General features: G+C 38.4%; 12 protein-coding genes and 1 pseudogene. 7 read left to right on the forward strand and 6 right to left on the reverse strand.

Features of this window, described 5'->3' with window-relative positions; translation table 11 throughout:
- Nucleotides 1-122: 122 nt before the first annotated feature.
- Nucleotides 123-1,055, forward strand: a pseudogene (locus tag FCI53_RS13245) (purine-cytosine permease family protein); the annotation flags it as partial.
- A gap of 113 nt (nt 1,056-1,168) precedes the next feature.
- On the opposite strand, the gene FCI53_RS13250 reads toward FCI53_RS13245, so the two are convergent.
- From FCI53_RS13250 to FCI53_RS13270, 5 genes are all read right to left on the reverse strand, one after another.
- Nucleotides 1,169-2,641: an aldehyde dehydrogenase family protein gene (locus tag FCI53_RS13250; RefSeq protein ID WP_138419551.1), complete on the reverse strand. Its 1,473-nt coding sequence runs from the start codon at nt 2,639-2,641 to the stop codon at nt 1,169-1,171.
- Nucleotides 2,642-2,834: 193 nt separating this feature from the next.
- A complete protein-coding gene (locus FCI53_RS13255; protein ID WP_171038173.1) occupies nt 2,835-3,647 on the reverse strand; it encodes a molybdenum cofactor biosynthesis F family protein in 813 nt (270 codons plus the stop codon).
- A 132-nt stretch (nt 3,648-3,779) separates the two neighbouring features.
- Nucleotides 3,780-4,265, reverse strand: a complete 486-nt coding sequence (locus tag FCI53_RS13260) for a hypothetical protein (RefSeq protein ID WP_138419553.1) — start codon at nt 4,263-4,265, stop codon at nt 3,780-3,782.
- A gap of 42 nt (nt 4,266-4,307) precedes the next feature.
- On the reverse strand, nt 4,308-5,423 hold the full coding sequence (locus FCI53_RS13265; RefSeq protein ID WP_138419554.1) for a class II histone deacetylase: 1,116 nt from the start codon (nt 5,421-5,423) through the stop codon (nt 4,308-4,310).
- Between the two features lie 188 nt (nt 5,424-5,611).
- On the reverse strand, nt 5,612-7,537 hold the full coding sequence (locus FCI53_RS13270) for a primary-amine oxidase (RefSeq protein ID WP_138419555.1): 1,926 nt from the start codon (nt 7,535-7,537) through the stop codon (nt 5,612-5,614).
- Between the two features lie 169 nt (nt 7,538-7,706).
- Between FCI53_RS13270 and FCI53_RS13275 the strand changes: the two genes are divergently transcribed.
- From FCI53_RS13275 to FCI53_RS13300, 6 genes are all read left to right on the forward strand, one after another.
- Nucleotides 7,707-8,510 carry a LuxR C-terminal-related transcriptional regulator gene (locus tag FCI53_RS13275; protein WP_138419556.1) on the forward strand — a complete coding sequence of 268 codons (804 nt, stop codon included), beginning with the start codon at nt 7,707-7,709 and terminating at the stop codon, nt 8,508-8,510.
- 198 nt (nt 8,511-8,708) lie between these two features.
- Entirely contained in the window at nt 8,709-10,031 is a 1,323-nt protein-coding gene (locus FCI53_RS13280) for a flavin monoamine oxidase family protein (protein ID WP_138419557.1), read from the forward strand.
- 19 nt (nt 10,032-10,050) lie between these two features.
- Nucleotides 10,051-10,413: a cupin domain-containing protein gene (locus FCI53_RS13285; RefSeq protein ID WP_138419558.1), complete on the forward strand. Its 363-nt coding sequence runs from the start codon at nt 10,051-10,053 to the stop codon at nt 10,411-10,413.
- Between the two features lie 29 nt (nt 10,414-10,442).
- Nucleotides 10,443-11,372 (forward strand): DMT family transporter, encoded by a 930-nt coding sequence (locus FCI53_RS13290; RefSeq protein WP_138419559.1) that lies wholly within the window; start codon nt 10,443-10,445, stop codon nt 11,370-11,372.
- Between the two features lie 277 nt (nt 11,373-11,649).
- Complete coding sequence (locus tag FCI53_RS13295; RefSeq protein WP_171038174.1) at nt 11,650-12,384, forward strand: response regulator transcription factor; 735 nt, start codon at nt 11,650-11,652, stop codon at nt 12,382-12,384.
- Between the two features lie 422 nt (nt 12,385-12,806).
- Nucleotides 12,807-13,175 (forward strand): hypothetical protein, encoded by a 369-nt coding sequence (locus FCI53_RS13300; RefSeq protein ID WP_138419561.1) that lies wholly within the window; start codon nt 12,807-12,809, stop codon nt 13,173-13,175.
- 145 nt (nt 13,176-13,320) lie between these two features.
- On the opposite strand, the gene ilvD is transcribed toward FCI53_RS13300, so the two are convergent.
- A complete protein-coding gene (ilvD, locus tag FCI53_RS13305) occupies nt 13,321-14,994 on the reverse strand; it encodes a dihydroxy-acid dehydratase (RefSeq protein WP_138419562.1) in 1,674 nt (557 codons plus the stop codon).
- Between the last annotated feature and the right edge of the window lie 712 nt (nt 14,995-15,706).

The following is a 15,706-nucleotide window of genomic DNA, read 5'->3' on the forward strand; positions in this document are numbered from 1 at the left end:
ACTGTTCTTCTTATATCCGTCCATACTTTTATTCACCTCATAACTTAAGTATGGACATCAAAAGATAGGGCTAAAAGCTGATACCGTCTAAAGACGGTGGAGTTAGACCACGCATTTGGAAATTAAATTGGTTCGGTATTAAGCAACTAGACAAGCTACAGAAATGGTCATTGCCTTTATTCTTCGTTTTTCTAATCGCTGCAATTGTAGTGGCTACGATGAATCCTTCTAGTTATGATGGAAGTTTTTGGTCTTACATGCCAGAAGGAGTACAAGTTGGAGGCTCGGCACTATTACTCTGTATTGGCATGCAACATGGCATTATGGGATTAACCCCTCTTTTGGCCTCAGACTATGCTCGCTTTTTAAAACCAAAAGATACAAAAATTGGGATTTTTGCGATCGGATTTATCCCTCAGATTTTTTGTTTTGGTGTAATGGGTGGTCTCGGTATTTGGTTTGGTGTTCGTCTTGGAGAACCAAACCCTGGTGTGTATATCGTGTTGCTACTTGGGATTTGGGGAGCTTTATTCACCATGTTAACTCAAATTAGAATTAACGTGACAAATATTTATAGTGGTTCGCTGTCCTTATCAACATTTTTTGAAAATATATTTAAATTCAAGCCTGGTAGACGTTTCTGGGTAGTCATTACTGGTGTATCTGCTATCGTCTTAATGCTTCTAAACATTGTGAATCACCTAGAAGCCGTTATGACATTTCAAGGTGTGTTTCTATTAACATGGGCAACCATCTTAGTGACAGATGCTGTTGTGGTGAAGAAACTGTTAAAAATTGGACCTGGTTATTACGAAGCTCGCCAGGACCATTTATTTAAATGGAATCCAGTTGGCGTTGGAGCACTGATTATTGCAAGTGGACTTGGAACGGTTGCAGCTTTAGGTTTCATGGGCTCATTCCTGGCAAGCACTGCAGCATTCTTCGCCGCTATCCTTGCTGCCATACTAACGGTCGTACTGGCACTTGTTACAAAAGGAAAATATTATATTAAAAAAGAAGCGAATGATATTGATAAAAAAGACTATGTTGCATAACTTCTAAAAAATTTTAGGACAAGCCTCTTAATCCGAGGACTTGTCCTACTTTTTATTATAAAAAAGCCTCCCCCTACACCACATTGAACGGTTGAAGAGGGAGTTTCTTCTTATTAAAATGGATAGGGCAATTGTTCTTTTTGTACCGAAACCCATTTGGTTGTAGTGAACTCCTCTACTACCCAATCATAACCAAATCGGCCTACACCACTATTTTTCACACCGCCAAACGGAACATTACTTTCTAGTACCGCTGGCATGTCATTTACATGTGTCGTACCTGATTCAATTTCAAGGGAAAGTCTTTCACCTTTTTCTAAATCACTTGTCACGATCGCTGCAGATAGTCCGCGGTCCGTATCATTTGCAACACGAATTGCCTCTTCATTCGTTTCAACAGGGATCACTTGTGCAACTGGGCCAAAGATTTCATTTTTTGCAAGAGAAGAGTTATTCGAAACGTCCACAAACACATATGGCGAGATGACATTACCGTTTCGCTCTCCTTCTACTGCTACTGTTAAGCCTTGCTCTTTCGCTTTTTCAATCATTCCCATAACTTTGTCTGCTTGTTGTTTATTAATAAGAGGTCCAACAACGGTATTTGGGTCTTTCGGATCCCCAACTGGTAGCTGTTTCACTCGTTCTACATATTTTTTCACAAATTCATCATAGACGTTACGGTGAACGATGATACGATTGGTAATCGCACAAATTTGGCCATTATGCATAAACTTACCGAATGTCGCGATGTTTACTGCTTGATCAACATCTGCATCATCTAAGATAAGGAGTGGATTGTTCCCACCAAGTTCCAATGCTAATTGCTTCATTGTGCCACCAGTTACTTTACTAATGTGTTTACCTACATCTGTTGATCCAGTAAAACTAATAAAGTCTGTATGCGGGTTCGTGAAAAATTCATCCCCACATTCTTGTACATCGGTTAAGATGGAATTAAAGACACCTGCTGGCAGCCCTGCTTCTTCAAACGCTTTTGCAAATATTTGTCCTCCTACAAGGCCTACTTGCGCATCAGGTTTATGCACGACACCATTACCTAGAGCAATCGCTGGAAAGATCGTTCTTGTTGCCATGTTAAAAGGGAAGTTAAATGGCGTGATCGATGTGATAACCCCTAATGGTAATCGATAGACGCGATTTTGTTTATTTGGGGTCTGGGATGAGTAATCTTTCGGTTGATAGATTTCATCCACCATTTTAAGAGAATCTTTCATGTCACTAAGACCAAAGCCGAATTCGACTTCCGCTTTTAACCCTGTTCCACCTGTTTCACGGATAATTAATTGCGTAATTTCTTCTTTATTGTCTTCTAAATAATTAATCGCTTTGATTAACACTTTACGCCTTTGTTCTGCAGAGGTTTTCGCCCACTTTTTTTGTGCATCTTCCGCCTCTTTAAAAGCGCTTTCAATTTGTTGTTTATTTGCTAAGCTAACCGTTGTTACAATCGAGTCATCGTATGGGTCTTGGATGTCATATGTTCTTCCACTTTGACCATCTACCCATTTACCTCCTATGTAACTCTTGTTTAGTTGATCTGTGAAATCTCCCACTTTTTGCATTTGCCATTCCCCTTTCAAAGAGATATTTAAAAAGTTACAAAACACTATGCTATTGTTCATTATCAACTATTTTCAACTAACTTTCTATTACCCAATTGGGTAATATGTACAGGTGGGACAAGGGGACAGGTTTACTGTCCCGCCCTCACTGGACCTTTAGTGGGACAAGTACCCTGTCCCTCTGTCCCAACGATCATTTATTTTTTGGATACTGTGTCTCGTTTAAAACTGTTGCAAGTGATCCAAAAGTTAGACTCACAACTCTTTCTGGTTCTGGATCCCAACAAAAAAAACGACCTGTAGATCGCATCTCTTTTAAATCAACCACCACGATTGACTCAACAGGCATAACAGTTTCTGTCCAGAAAAGAATCGTTAAATCTTCATCAAGATGATAGAATAAACATTTCTCAACATCTGCCAAACCTCTCTCAGCACCATTTACACAATGCCATGCTAACGTTTCTTTGTTTAGGTATACATGTTCATACCAATCATCCGAACTATATTCATAAAGAACACGTTTACCAACAAAGTCAGAGGATGGATTAATTGGATTATTTCCTGGTGCCCCAGCAATTACAGCAGAAGTGAAATCTGTTTTCGTTCTCTTTTTACCGTCAATTTCAACAAAACTTGATACCGCCACAAAGACATTTCCATGTAGCGATTTCCAAATAAGTGATACTTGTTCCTCATAATCTGGCTTATAGAAATCAACAAAGAAAATCCCGTCGCGAACTTCGAAGGCTTCATAGGTATCAGTTCCAGTTAATCCTTTATCTTCTCCCTTTAAAATGGTCCAAACCAATGTTTTTTCATCTTTAAAATCATGTTTGATAACAGTATCATTTTCAAAATGGAGTGTAAAAGCTTTACCTGATAGTGCTGAACTATGTGGAATTCTATGCTCACTAAAGCCATCAGCCATTTCCTCAAGTGTTGGCCATTCCTCGATTGGTACAAAAGATTGTGTCTCTACTTGTTTTTTAATATCATAACTCATAACATAACTCCTCCTTATAAATGTTGCTCTCATTATTTCAAAAAATTCTGATATTATCTATTGCCCAATTGGGTGATTATGATTTGGAATGTTTACCCCATGTAAAAGGGGAAGAGTTTTCACTCTCCCCCTTCACTGTATTTTCATCTGTCCCTCTGTCCCATTTTTCACCGGGAAAAGTGCCCTGTCCCCTTGTCCCGCTTGGTTTAAGCACCATAATATATAAATACATACACTGAGGAATAAGCCATTCATAAACAGGATAAATAAGGTATGGTTTGGTGACATATGGACCATGGCACCTGTCATCGTCCCCATCATGCCTCCCATTATTCCTTCAATCATACCGCCAAGTACAACGACGTGACCAAATGGTTTCCCGACAAAAAATCCAATGGCAATTCCGACTAATATTGCAATCATTGTAGAGGTAGCAAAATTATCATGTATAAGCACACCTAATACGGTCCCAAAGGTGAGACAAGCTATCAAACTTACACCCATTACAATCATATGAGTATGAAAGGTTGACTTTTTCACATTTTCTTTCACTCGATAAACACCGGCAATACAGACCAAACTAACCATTAGAATAAAAACTAAATTAAAAATGAACAATCAAACATTCCACCTTTATAAAATAGACTCCAAATCATTCACTCAAAAATTCCAATAATTTGACTGAACTTCTATAACATGTTCGACTGCTTTCTTTTGGTGACTAGCTAAAATATCAGAAGGCAATCCTGCAAGGGGCCCATAGTACGGATCTTCCGTTACTTTACTTTGCACTCCACTTAATGCCTCCATTACTCGTAAAGAACAGAACGGAACATAGGCAGGACTGTATCCACCCTCATGACAAGCTACTAACCGTCCTTCACAATGTTTTTCTGCCATCTTTTTAACTACTGACGTCATCTTTCCAAAACCATCTGCAGTCATCATCATCTGTCCTAAAGGATCAAATGCACTTGGATCTTGCCCTGCTGATACAAGTATGAGTTCAGGTTTAAATTGATCTGCTATCGGCACGACAGCTTCTTCTAATGCATGTAAGTACCCCGCATTTCCAGTTCCTGCAGGCAAAGGTATATTTACATTATACCCTCTACCTTCCCCTTCACCTACATGTTCTGCATACCCGCGATTTGGTGGAAAGTTAAACTCCTGATGTAAAGACACAAATAAAACTTCAGGGTCATCATAAAAGGAGTCTTCCGTTCCATTACCGTGATGGACATCCCAATCAATAATCATAATCCGTTTTAACCCATACTTTTCTCGTGCATGACGAGCTGCAATTGCTACATTATTAAACAAGCAAAAGCCCATTCCCATTTCTCTTTCCGCATGATGCCCTGGTGGTCTAGTAAGTGCATACATATTTTGGACTTCACCTTCCATAACTGCATCCACACTACTAATTGCTCCACCAGCTGACAGAAGTGCGATTTCATAAGATCCAACACCGACAAGTGCTAATTCACCTCCATCCCCACCAGTTGTGTAACTTAATTGTTTTACTCGCTCCACATAAGAACGGGTGTGATTTTGTTCAACTTCTTCTCTAGTTGCTGGTCTTGGCTTTATCAAGTGTAATTCATCGATAAATTTAGTTCTTTCTAATAGATTTTTTACGCGACGCTTACTTTTTGGGCTTTCTCCATGCTCATCAGCCTCAATCCAACCACCAGGTGGTAAAAATAACGCCCCATTACCGGTGTCATGCCAAAAATAACTTTCATCATATAGAAAACCAGTTTTCATTCCCATGAAGTTCCTCCTTCAAGATCGATTTATTGTATCCATTATCGCTCTCAACCTACCTCTTTCCATGTCTCCATTACCTAGAAACACTTTATACTTGATTCATCCTATTGTCCCTAATTTGCAATGGTTTGGAGAATCCTGTTCGAATCTATCAACCATTAGTGGGACAAGGGACCTGTCCCCGTGTCCCATTAATGATAGGAACAATGTTTTCCGTGTTTTGGTTGTGATGGGGGTACATCAATCGATGGGTTTTGATCGAAAAAGCCTACTGGTTTTAGCGCGAATCCCATGTATGCTGTAGGCATGATTGGCCAGTCTTCTGGTCGAGTAATATGATGATGTCCCATTGTATACCAAACCACCACGTCTTTATTATGAATATCACGATCTTGTTGTACCCACTTTGGTAATCCTTCTCCACCTTTATGTTGATTTGGATAATCACCTGCCGCGTACTTTTCATTCTCATTATATGGTGTGACCCATAGATGATTTTGCACAAATCCAGCTCGCTTCATGATATACGAGTCTTCATGTGCATAAGGTACGGCATTTTCACCTGGGAACAATTTATAGCTTACTGGTTGATTGACAATGTTTTTCTTATTTGGATTTGTAATTTTCCAGTATCTTGCTGATTCTACATTGACATTTCGGGTAGCTTCTCTTTCTGACTTAAATGTCGTCGATTTTGCAACAAATGCATTTTTATATGGATTGTGTTCTCCTGGTTTCTCGCTTTCTGTATTTACTTCCACAACAGAATTGTTAACTCCATCAATCATCATATCTAATCGCATATTAAAGAAATGTTGGTGGTTTGGTCCATCTAGTTGTGGTGCTAGTAAATTACCATATGGAGATGTTTCTCCAGGGGCTAGTGCTTTGGTGTGAAGGATGCCTGTAAGTTTTACTTCAAATTCAATGTTCCCATCTTGGTAAAAATACCAAAAGAAGCCATATTCATAGTTTCCAACCGTTGAAATACTAGATAACACGAGACGACGTGATCTTCTTACCTCTACATTCCCTGTTCGAAAATCTGTATGTTTCCATAGGATGCCATAGTCTTCTTCATGGAGACAGATTGCGTTTGGAATGGTTGCTGGGTTTCCTTTACTATCTGCTAGCACTGCATCAAAATAATGGATTTCACCTAAACAATCACAGCCAAGCTCTAATGAATTGGCTAGCATACCTACCCCATATTCCCCAACATCAAACGCATTATTGCGGTTGACTGGATCATTAGGATCTCCATAAGGAACAACCATTTCTGATAAAGAAGCTCGATACATTATCGGACGCTCTTCCCCTTTATCTGTATAAGTTACGGTGTGCAATATCAAACCTTCTCGTGGGTTGAAGCCAAATCGAACCTTCCATTTCTGCCAACTTATTTCATGTCCATTTACGGTAAAACTCGGTCCTTCAGGTTGAATGATATCCAACGGTTTAATATCATCTCGGAGTTCCCCTACGCCTTCAGCATCGTACTTTCCATCATTTGGAGGTATCGGAACGACGCCATGATCCACTACTTTAATGACTTCCATTTTATTTAAATCAACAAAAGCATGTAATCCTGATAATGGTCGGGCATACCCATTGTCATGTTTGGACGTTTTTAACCAACAAATCGTCCGTGCAATTCGTTTCCCTTCTTCCTCTTCCACACCGAAATAACCAGCTGACCATGGATCTGCCATGATTAAATCAAAATCGGTTATACCTCTTTTCATAAAAGCCTCTTGCATTTCTGCATCATTCTTCACAGCAGCTTCACATTCCATTAACTCGTCTTCCATGATTGTAGGTTGAACCCCAGGTACATGCTTCCACGATGTTACTTTCCTATCATTTAAGGAGACAATCACTTCATATGTTTTCTCTTCCTTGTTATCTAAAATGACTAAAAAGGCAGACCGCTTAATCGAATCTCCTTGTTTAAAATGTAAAACGACATCTTTTGGTGGTTCGTATAAACTAACACTAACAAAACGAAATGTTTCTGTTAGCTCTTTCTCCTGTTTCACAACATTTGTTGCAACTGAAATTTCATCGGTCGTTAATGGCTCTAATGGATGGTTTACTGTTTTTAATGTTTCGCTCATTTAAATTCTCCTCTCCAATTGTTCAAGTTAAGGAATTACGTTTATTTTCAAACTCATGAGGCGTAAAATTTATTTGACAATTTTAAGTATTGCAAATATTATGATCATATACAATTACACTTAAGTACCATATATTATTTTAGTATGATTAAAGGAGGTCGAATCTTCTGTGGCAAGCTTATCTGAAAAGAGGTATCAGCAAATTATGACTTTTATGGATGAGCTCACTAATTGTAGTTCAAACATTCGTGAAGATGTACTTCTTTCTTTTGAGAGAGTGTTTGGATTTGAAAGGTCTAACTTCTGGTTATGTAACCAATTCCACTATTTTCCAAATGTTGTTGAATTAAATATGGAAAACCAAGCAGCCAGTGATTATTTAAACAACTTTTATGAATTAGATTATTTTGTCCCCAATAAGGTGATCCAAAAAATTTCCAATCAACGAGTTTTAACAGTAGAGGATCTAATTTCGCGTAAAGAATACGAAAACAGCGCGTTCTACAATGAGTTTATGAGAAGGTATGGCTATCACCATTACATATCCATGTATATATATAACGGATCAGAATTAATTGGTGCCATTGACTTTGTTAGATCTAAGAACGAGAAGGACTTCACGAACGAGGAAATCATGTGTCTAGAGATCATTTCAAGACATTTAGCAGAAAAATTATCAGAATCGCAAAAATTGGATAGTAACGATCACGATGATCATTTAACACCCCTTGAACCCTTTACTATCTCGCCTTTAAAACAAAGCTTTAAACTCACGAATAAAGAAGCGGAAGTGCTGCAACTAGTTCTACAGGGATGTACCAATAATGACATTGCTAAAAACTTGTTTATTAGTATTAATACAGTCAAAAAACATTTACAAAGTATCTACAGAAAATTAGAAGTCACGAATAGAACTAGTTTAAGTTATAAAGTACATCAATTATCTTCCACTCCCTCTGTACGTCCAAATTGAAATAGTTACAATTATTGCAATCGTCTATACTCAGAAAAATATGCTTAAGATTTTTGATGGCCTTAGCTTAATACAAATTTTGCCACAAAATAATTTACCTAATTTTCTTAATTTTCTAAAATGGTCCATTTGGATACTATAAAATGATAGATCATTCCTCCATAATAAAAGTTGTAATTATTTTGAAGGAGGATTGCTATGGAGCATGGAAACTATGATGTCATCATTATTGGAGGAGGATTTACTGGTGTAACCGCGGCTCGTGAACTGAATCAAAAGGGTTATAAAACCGTTATTTTAGAGGCACGAGATCGTTTAGGTGGAAGAACATGGTTTGACCATCGCATGGGAAGAAATCTAGAAATGGGTGGAACATGGGTTCATTGGTTTCAGCCACACGTTTGGGCAGAAATTACACGTTATCAATTGGATGTAGTCCCTTCCCCAGTACCAGACAAGGCGTATTGGATTTCGAACAACGAAGCTCATACTGGAACAATAGATGAATTATTCGGCTCTGTGGATAAGGGGATGAATGAACTATTAGCCGACAGCCAGAAGTATTTTCCCCTCCCCTACAAACCTTTGCAAGCAGACAACTTAAAAGAAATGGATCATTTAACGGTTACAGATATGTTAAAACGATTGGATTTGACAGCCGATGAATATGACATTATGCATAGTATCTGGGCACTGAATTTTAATGGTTCTCCTGAAGAAGGAGGTATTTCACAGACATACCGTTGGGCAGCATTGTCCAATTATAATTGGGTGTTAATGATGGACATTTGCGCTTCCTTCAAATTAGCCAAAGGTACAAAGGAATTACTTGAACGGATAGCTAGTGATGCAGACACAGACATCTTTCTTTCAAAAGTTGTATCCTCGATTGCGAAAACAGGCGAGAACTATACTGTTACAACAAAAGATGGTGAACATTTTAAAGGTAAAACGGTTATCAATACCCTTCCATTAAACATTCTTAATAGCATTGACTATCAACCAGCACTCTCTATCAAGAAACAACAAGCCGGTGCAGAAGGACAAACAAGTAAGGGAGTTAAATTTTGGGCAAAAGTGAAAGGGCTTACAGAACCAATGCTACTGTTCCAGCCTGCTGACTATCCTATTAATTACGCTCAATACGAATACGCTGACGGAGACGATGGGATTATTGTAGGATTTGGACCTGATGCTACTAAATTGGACCCAGAAAATCGAGTAGAAGTTGAAGAAGCTTTACGCCACTGTTTGCCGGATATTGAAGTTATCGAAAGTACTGGACATGATTGGGTTGCGGATGAGTTTGCTGGAGAAACATGGCCAATGCAACGAAATAATCAGCTATCAGACTATTTAGCAGAACTTCAAAGACCTGAAGATGGTCTATTTATCGCAGGAGCGGACTATGCGAATGGTTGGGCTGGTTTCATTGATGGCGCAATTGAAAGTGCCTTCTCGACAACACGAAAAGTATATGCGTATTTAAGAAAATTATCTCAAAACGAAACAACGGTTTAATTGATTGAAGGAGGAAAAGATGATGTTAAAAAAGGATCAATTTTCGGTTTATAATTTAGGGAAAACGCCCGATAAATGGGAACCCTTCGTCGTTGAAGGAATGGAAATAGGCCAAGTAAGCTGGCTTCGTCAAACGCAAGATGATAACGGCGTATTAGCCGCAGGGCTTTGGAAACATCGACGTGAAGAACATCCTAATGGAATGCCCTATGGTGTAGATGGAAATGAAACATTTTACGTCCTCCAAGGTGAAGCGGAAATTGAAACAAATACTGGAGAGACTATGTTACTAGAAGAAGGAAATTCCTATTCCTTCACTGATGGATTTACCGGACTTTGGAGAACAAAGAAAGACTTTATAAAATTCTTTGTCGTCAGTTAAAAATACAATAATCGGGAGGAATTCATTTCATGAATAAAGGTGTACTGTTAATCGTTCTATCTATGGGGTTTATCGGTGCTAGTATCCCTTTAGGAGACTCGATGATGTTGACGTTTCCCGTTTGGTTGTTTACATGTATGACCATTGCCATTGCAGCTGTTATTTTAATACCCCTTGCAACTATAAAAGAAAAAACACAATGGACCAAGCTTGGTTTAAAAAATTATTATGGTATGTTTATTCAAGCTATGTTGACGGCCACGTTGTATACCGTGTTCTTACTTTATGGGGTGACGCATGCAAGTGCAATTTCGGTAGGTATTATTAGTAGTATTACGCCTGCTATTGTGTTAATTTTATCCTTTTTCTTATTAAAAGAGAAACTAGGACTTAAAAAAGTTTCAGCCATTGTTTTAGCAGTTATTGCGGTTTTAATCATGAATATTGCAGGTGTAGAAGCTAACAGTGGTGCAAGTGCTTTAGGGATCATGTTTATGTTATTAGCTGTTTTATCTATTTCTCTATTCTTTATTTTTGCAAAAAAATTCTCGGTTGAACTTCCTCCATTCACATTAGCTGCTGGACTAACATTTTTTGGAACATTACAAACGCTACCGATGGCTCTATATGAACTAAGTTCTGTAGACTTAGCAATCTTCCAGAGCGCTTCTGCTTGGGGAGGAATTATCATGTATAGTTTACTAGGATGGGTGTTAGCCTATTCGACAACCTTCTACGCAATGCCTGCTATCAATGCCAGTACGGCAGGGATGGCAAATGCAGTTATGCCAATTGCTGCAACCGCAGTAGCGCTCACTTTTTACGGAGCATCATTAAGAACGGTTGATATCATTGCATTGATTCTTGTCGTTGCATCAATCCTTATCGCTGAGTCACAAGAGAGAAGCAAAACGATCGATGACCCTGTTGATGTAGCTACAGCTAGTGAAAAAATCTGATTGAGAAATGTTTTATGGAGACGTTACTATGACATGATCCAGCAGAAAACGGAATGACCAACACATTTCATACTTTGAATGGTGAGGTGGAGATAAACAATCTCTACCTCACCATTTAAGTACTTTAAATGACAAATCATGATTTCTATCTACCGTCCGCACTATCCTTTATTAGAATACCAATCCTAGCGATTGCTTAGTGGTGTAAGTCACATTTATTGGTAAGACTTTTACCATTAGAAAGTTCCTTCCCTTTAAAACTAATAAAATGAATAATATGAGTATACAGCTCCTAACAGATAACAACTATAAAAAGGTACTTTATTTCATGGATGATTTATCAACTTCAGATAACAACTTTCGAAAAGATGTTTTGTTAGCTCTAGAAAGGTTTTTTGGATATGAACAAATGAACTTCTGGTTATGTGATGAAAAGGATAAATTGTACAATCCAGTCACATTAAACACGGATGAGTCCATTACGAATGATTACTTAAACAATTATATGGAGATGGATAAGTTAATGCCTCATAAGTTAAAAAATATGATTCCCCAAAAAAGAATTATTAGTCTTCTCGATCTTCAATCCAAACGAGAACTAGAAAACAGTGATTTTTATAACTGTTTTATGAAGAAATATGGATTTTATAATAATGTGGGAATTTTTCTTGTTAGTGGAACAAAAGTTGTTGGATTAGTTGATTTTGTCACTGAAAAGAAAGATACGACCATTACACAAGAAGAAGCGATGTGTCTCGAGATTTTATCTCGGTATTTAGGGCAACGGTTAGATGAAAAAATTCAAGATAAGAAAGAGATCGATTTCTTAACAGAGCGTGAAATGGAAGTGCTGAAATTAGCACAACAGGGACTTTCAAATAAAGAAATTGCAAAGCTATTATTTATTAGCGTAAATACAGTAAAAAAACATGTACAAAGCCTCTATAAAAAATATGAGGTCAATAATCGAACAAGTCTCTGTTTTAAAGTGAATAAACAAAAGACATCTTAAGCACCTACTCTTGCTACATGGACTATCTTTAGAAACATAGGAACGGTTCGTGTGCTTCATATTCCATTCAGGATGGAAGTACACGAACCGTCCCTTATGCTTTCAAAAAGTAAATCACTGTTTTTGCAGATTACATCGATGGTAATACCTTTTTCCATTAACTAGCTAAAAAATTGATTAATTTTTCTCTCGCTCCAAAAAAATAAACATTTCGATTACAATATTACAAAAATAGCCCCTCGCGTAATACTACATCCATCCTTATCAAACGATTTATAGCCGTTAAATACGTGGATTAACCGAGATAGCCCCCCGATTTTGCTTGGCATTTTTTTGTAATTTGGATGTTATGTCATTTCCACAATTCTGATACAAGCCCTTGTTATGATAAAGGAGAAGTAAAAGTTGAAAGGAGATGGAGAATGAATACGAAACAAATTCTAACAGGTGTGATTTCCATCAGTACCGCATTGACTTTGGCTGCTTGCGGAGGTGAATCGGGTGAACAAGAAAACATAGAAAATCCACCTGAAACAGAAACAACTCCAGAGAATGAGACAGAGGAAATGAATCCTGAACTGGATTCTGAAACAGAGGAGGAACCAGCATTCGAATCAGAGTCCGATGATCCAAATTCTGATTCAGAATTTGATACGGAAGATCCCGCTGCATCTGAACCTGACTCAGAACAAAACGCTGATGACTCTTTCTCTGAAGAATCAGATTCAGAAATAGAATCTGAAATAGAATCGGATGCAGAACTAGAATCTGATGTAGATTTAGGAGAATAACCGTAAGTAAGCCCATATTATTTGAATACTCCCCCTTTTATATAGAAAAACTGCCTGCAAATTTATGCAGGCAGTTAAATTTTTTCTTCACCTATAGAGTAGGAGGTTTTCATTATGTCTTAAAAAACCTATGAAACTAGGAAACTTAAATACTCATAATACCGCCTTTTGATGCGTTGGTTACTAGTTTTGAATATCTACCTAACCAGCCATTTTTGATTTTTGGTTCAAAGTCTTTTAGATTTTTACGGCGCTCTTCTAACACTTCATCTGACACCTTTGCGTTTAGTGTTCTTTTTGGCAAGTCAATCACAATCGTATCTCCATTCTCAATCAATGCAATTGGCCCACCTTCTGCTGCTTCTGGAGAAATATGTCCAATTGAAATGCCACGAGATGCACCTGAAAAACGACCGTCTGTTAAGAGTGCGACGCTTTTACCTAAGCCACGGCCTATGATGGCAGAAGTCGGCGCTAACATTTCTGGCATACCAGGACCACCTTTAGGTCCTTCATAGCGAATAATCACAACATGTCCTTCTTGTACTGTACCATTATCAATTGCTTCTTGTGCCTCATCTTGGGATTCAAACACAATCGCTTCCCCTTCAAATTCTTTAATCGAAGGATCAACAGCTCCCACTTTAATTACTGCACCTTCTGGGGCAATATTTCCGTATAGAATCGATAATCCCCCAACCGGACTGTATGGATTATCTTTGGTTCGGATCACCTTATCGTTCGTGATGTCATGGTCTTTCACCAGTTCGCCCATTGTTTTTCCTGTTATCGTCAAACGGTCCGGATGAATCGCATTTGGAACTTTTGTTAACTCATTAATAATGGCACTGATACCACCAGCTTTATTGACATCGTCCATGGAAATATCAGAGGCAGGCATAATCTTCGCAAGATATGGTACCCGTTCTGCTATGTTATTCACATCCGCTAAGTTATAGTCAATGCCCGCTTCATTAGCAATGGCTAATGTATGTAACACGGTATTGGTCGAACCACCCATTGCCATATCCAGTGCAAATGCATCATCAATCGCTTCTTTTGTAATAATATCACGCGGTTTGACATCTTCTTCAACCATACGAACTAACTGTTTTGCCGCTTCAAAAATCAATTCTTTTCGTTTCTCACTAGTGGCAACAATTGAACCGTTACCAGGAAGCGCTAGGCCTAACATTTCCATTAAGCAGTTCATCGAATTTGCCGTAAACATTCCTGAACAAGAACCACAAGTTGGACAAGCATTTTGTTCAATATCGTTAAATTCTTCTTCGGTCATCTGACCCGATTTATAGGCCCCAACACCTTCAAAAACAGAAGATAAGGATAGTTGATTTCCACTAGAGCTTGTACCAGCTTCCATTGGTCCACCTGAAACAAACACAGAAGGTACATTCGTACGAGCAGCAGCCATTAACATACCAGGTGTTATTTTGTCACAGTTAGGAATGTAAAAAACGCCATCAAACCAGTGTGCGTTAATAACGGTTTCCGCACTGTCAGCAATTAATTCACGACTTGGTAACGAATAACGCATCCCGATATGCCCCATCGCAATCCCGTCATCAACACCAATCGTATTAAATTCAAATGGAATACCCCCAGCTTCGATAATTGCTTCCTTTACAACATCTGCAAATTCACGTAAATGTACATGGCCTGGAATAATATCGATATAAGAGTTACAAATCCCAATGAATGGTTTTCCTAAATCCTTCGCTTTTACTTTTCCTGTTGCATACAAAAGACTACGATGAGGCGCACGGTCTACCCCAATCTTAATCATGTCACTTCTTCTCATCAGCACACACACCCTTGTTTTTTTATTATAAGTATTTTATATCGTATGTTGTCTGCTGTCAATTACGTTGTATAACAACTATGACACAAATGTCCGATCAATGGCCTTTTCATATTGATGTCGACGTGCCAATTCATGAACTACAATGGAGGTAGGGAAATTTTTTATACAAAAGAAGAATTGTTGTTTTGTCACAATAAACATAAACTCCGACGTAAGTTAATTAAGCCTTCTTCCTTTCTTAATAAAATGAGAGCTAAATTACCGCTGCGGAAATACACTACGCTTTCCACGGGCGGCTGATGAGCCTCCTCACTCGTCCCTCGCTGCGGGGTCTCACCTAGGCCTTTCCTCCCGTAGGAGTCTCCGTGTATTTCCTTCGCTTATTCCAGTGCTCTGAAGTTTTATAGCACATGGCTTAATTAAAAAACATATACTATCCATTTTTAGTTGTTAATTGATACGTTTTAAACAGAATATTTCATTAAATTTACATTTTGAATTTGTATTATAGTTATCAATATCCAGAGAACCATCCTAGCGAAGGCAGAATACGTAGACTCCTATGGGAACAGCGCGAGCCGAAGATCCACTTGGTAAATGAACGTAGGCTAAGATCGTCACGTCCTGTGACAACGCCTGCGTGACCAACATCCTGTTGGCCCGAGGCCGTGCCCATGGAAAGCGGAGTATTCTGCCGAAGCAATGGTAT

Origin of the sequence: Aquibacillus sediminis (genome assembly GCF_005870085.1) — a bacterium.
Classification (GTDB): Bacteria; Bacillota; Bacilli; order Bacillales; family Amphibacillaceae; genus Aquibacillus_E; species Aquibacillus_E sediminis.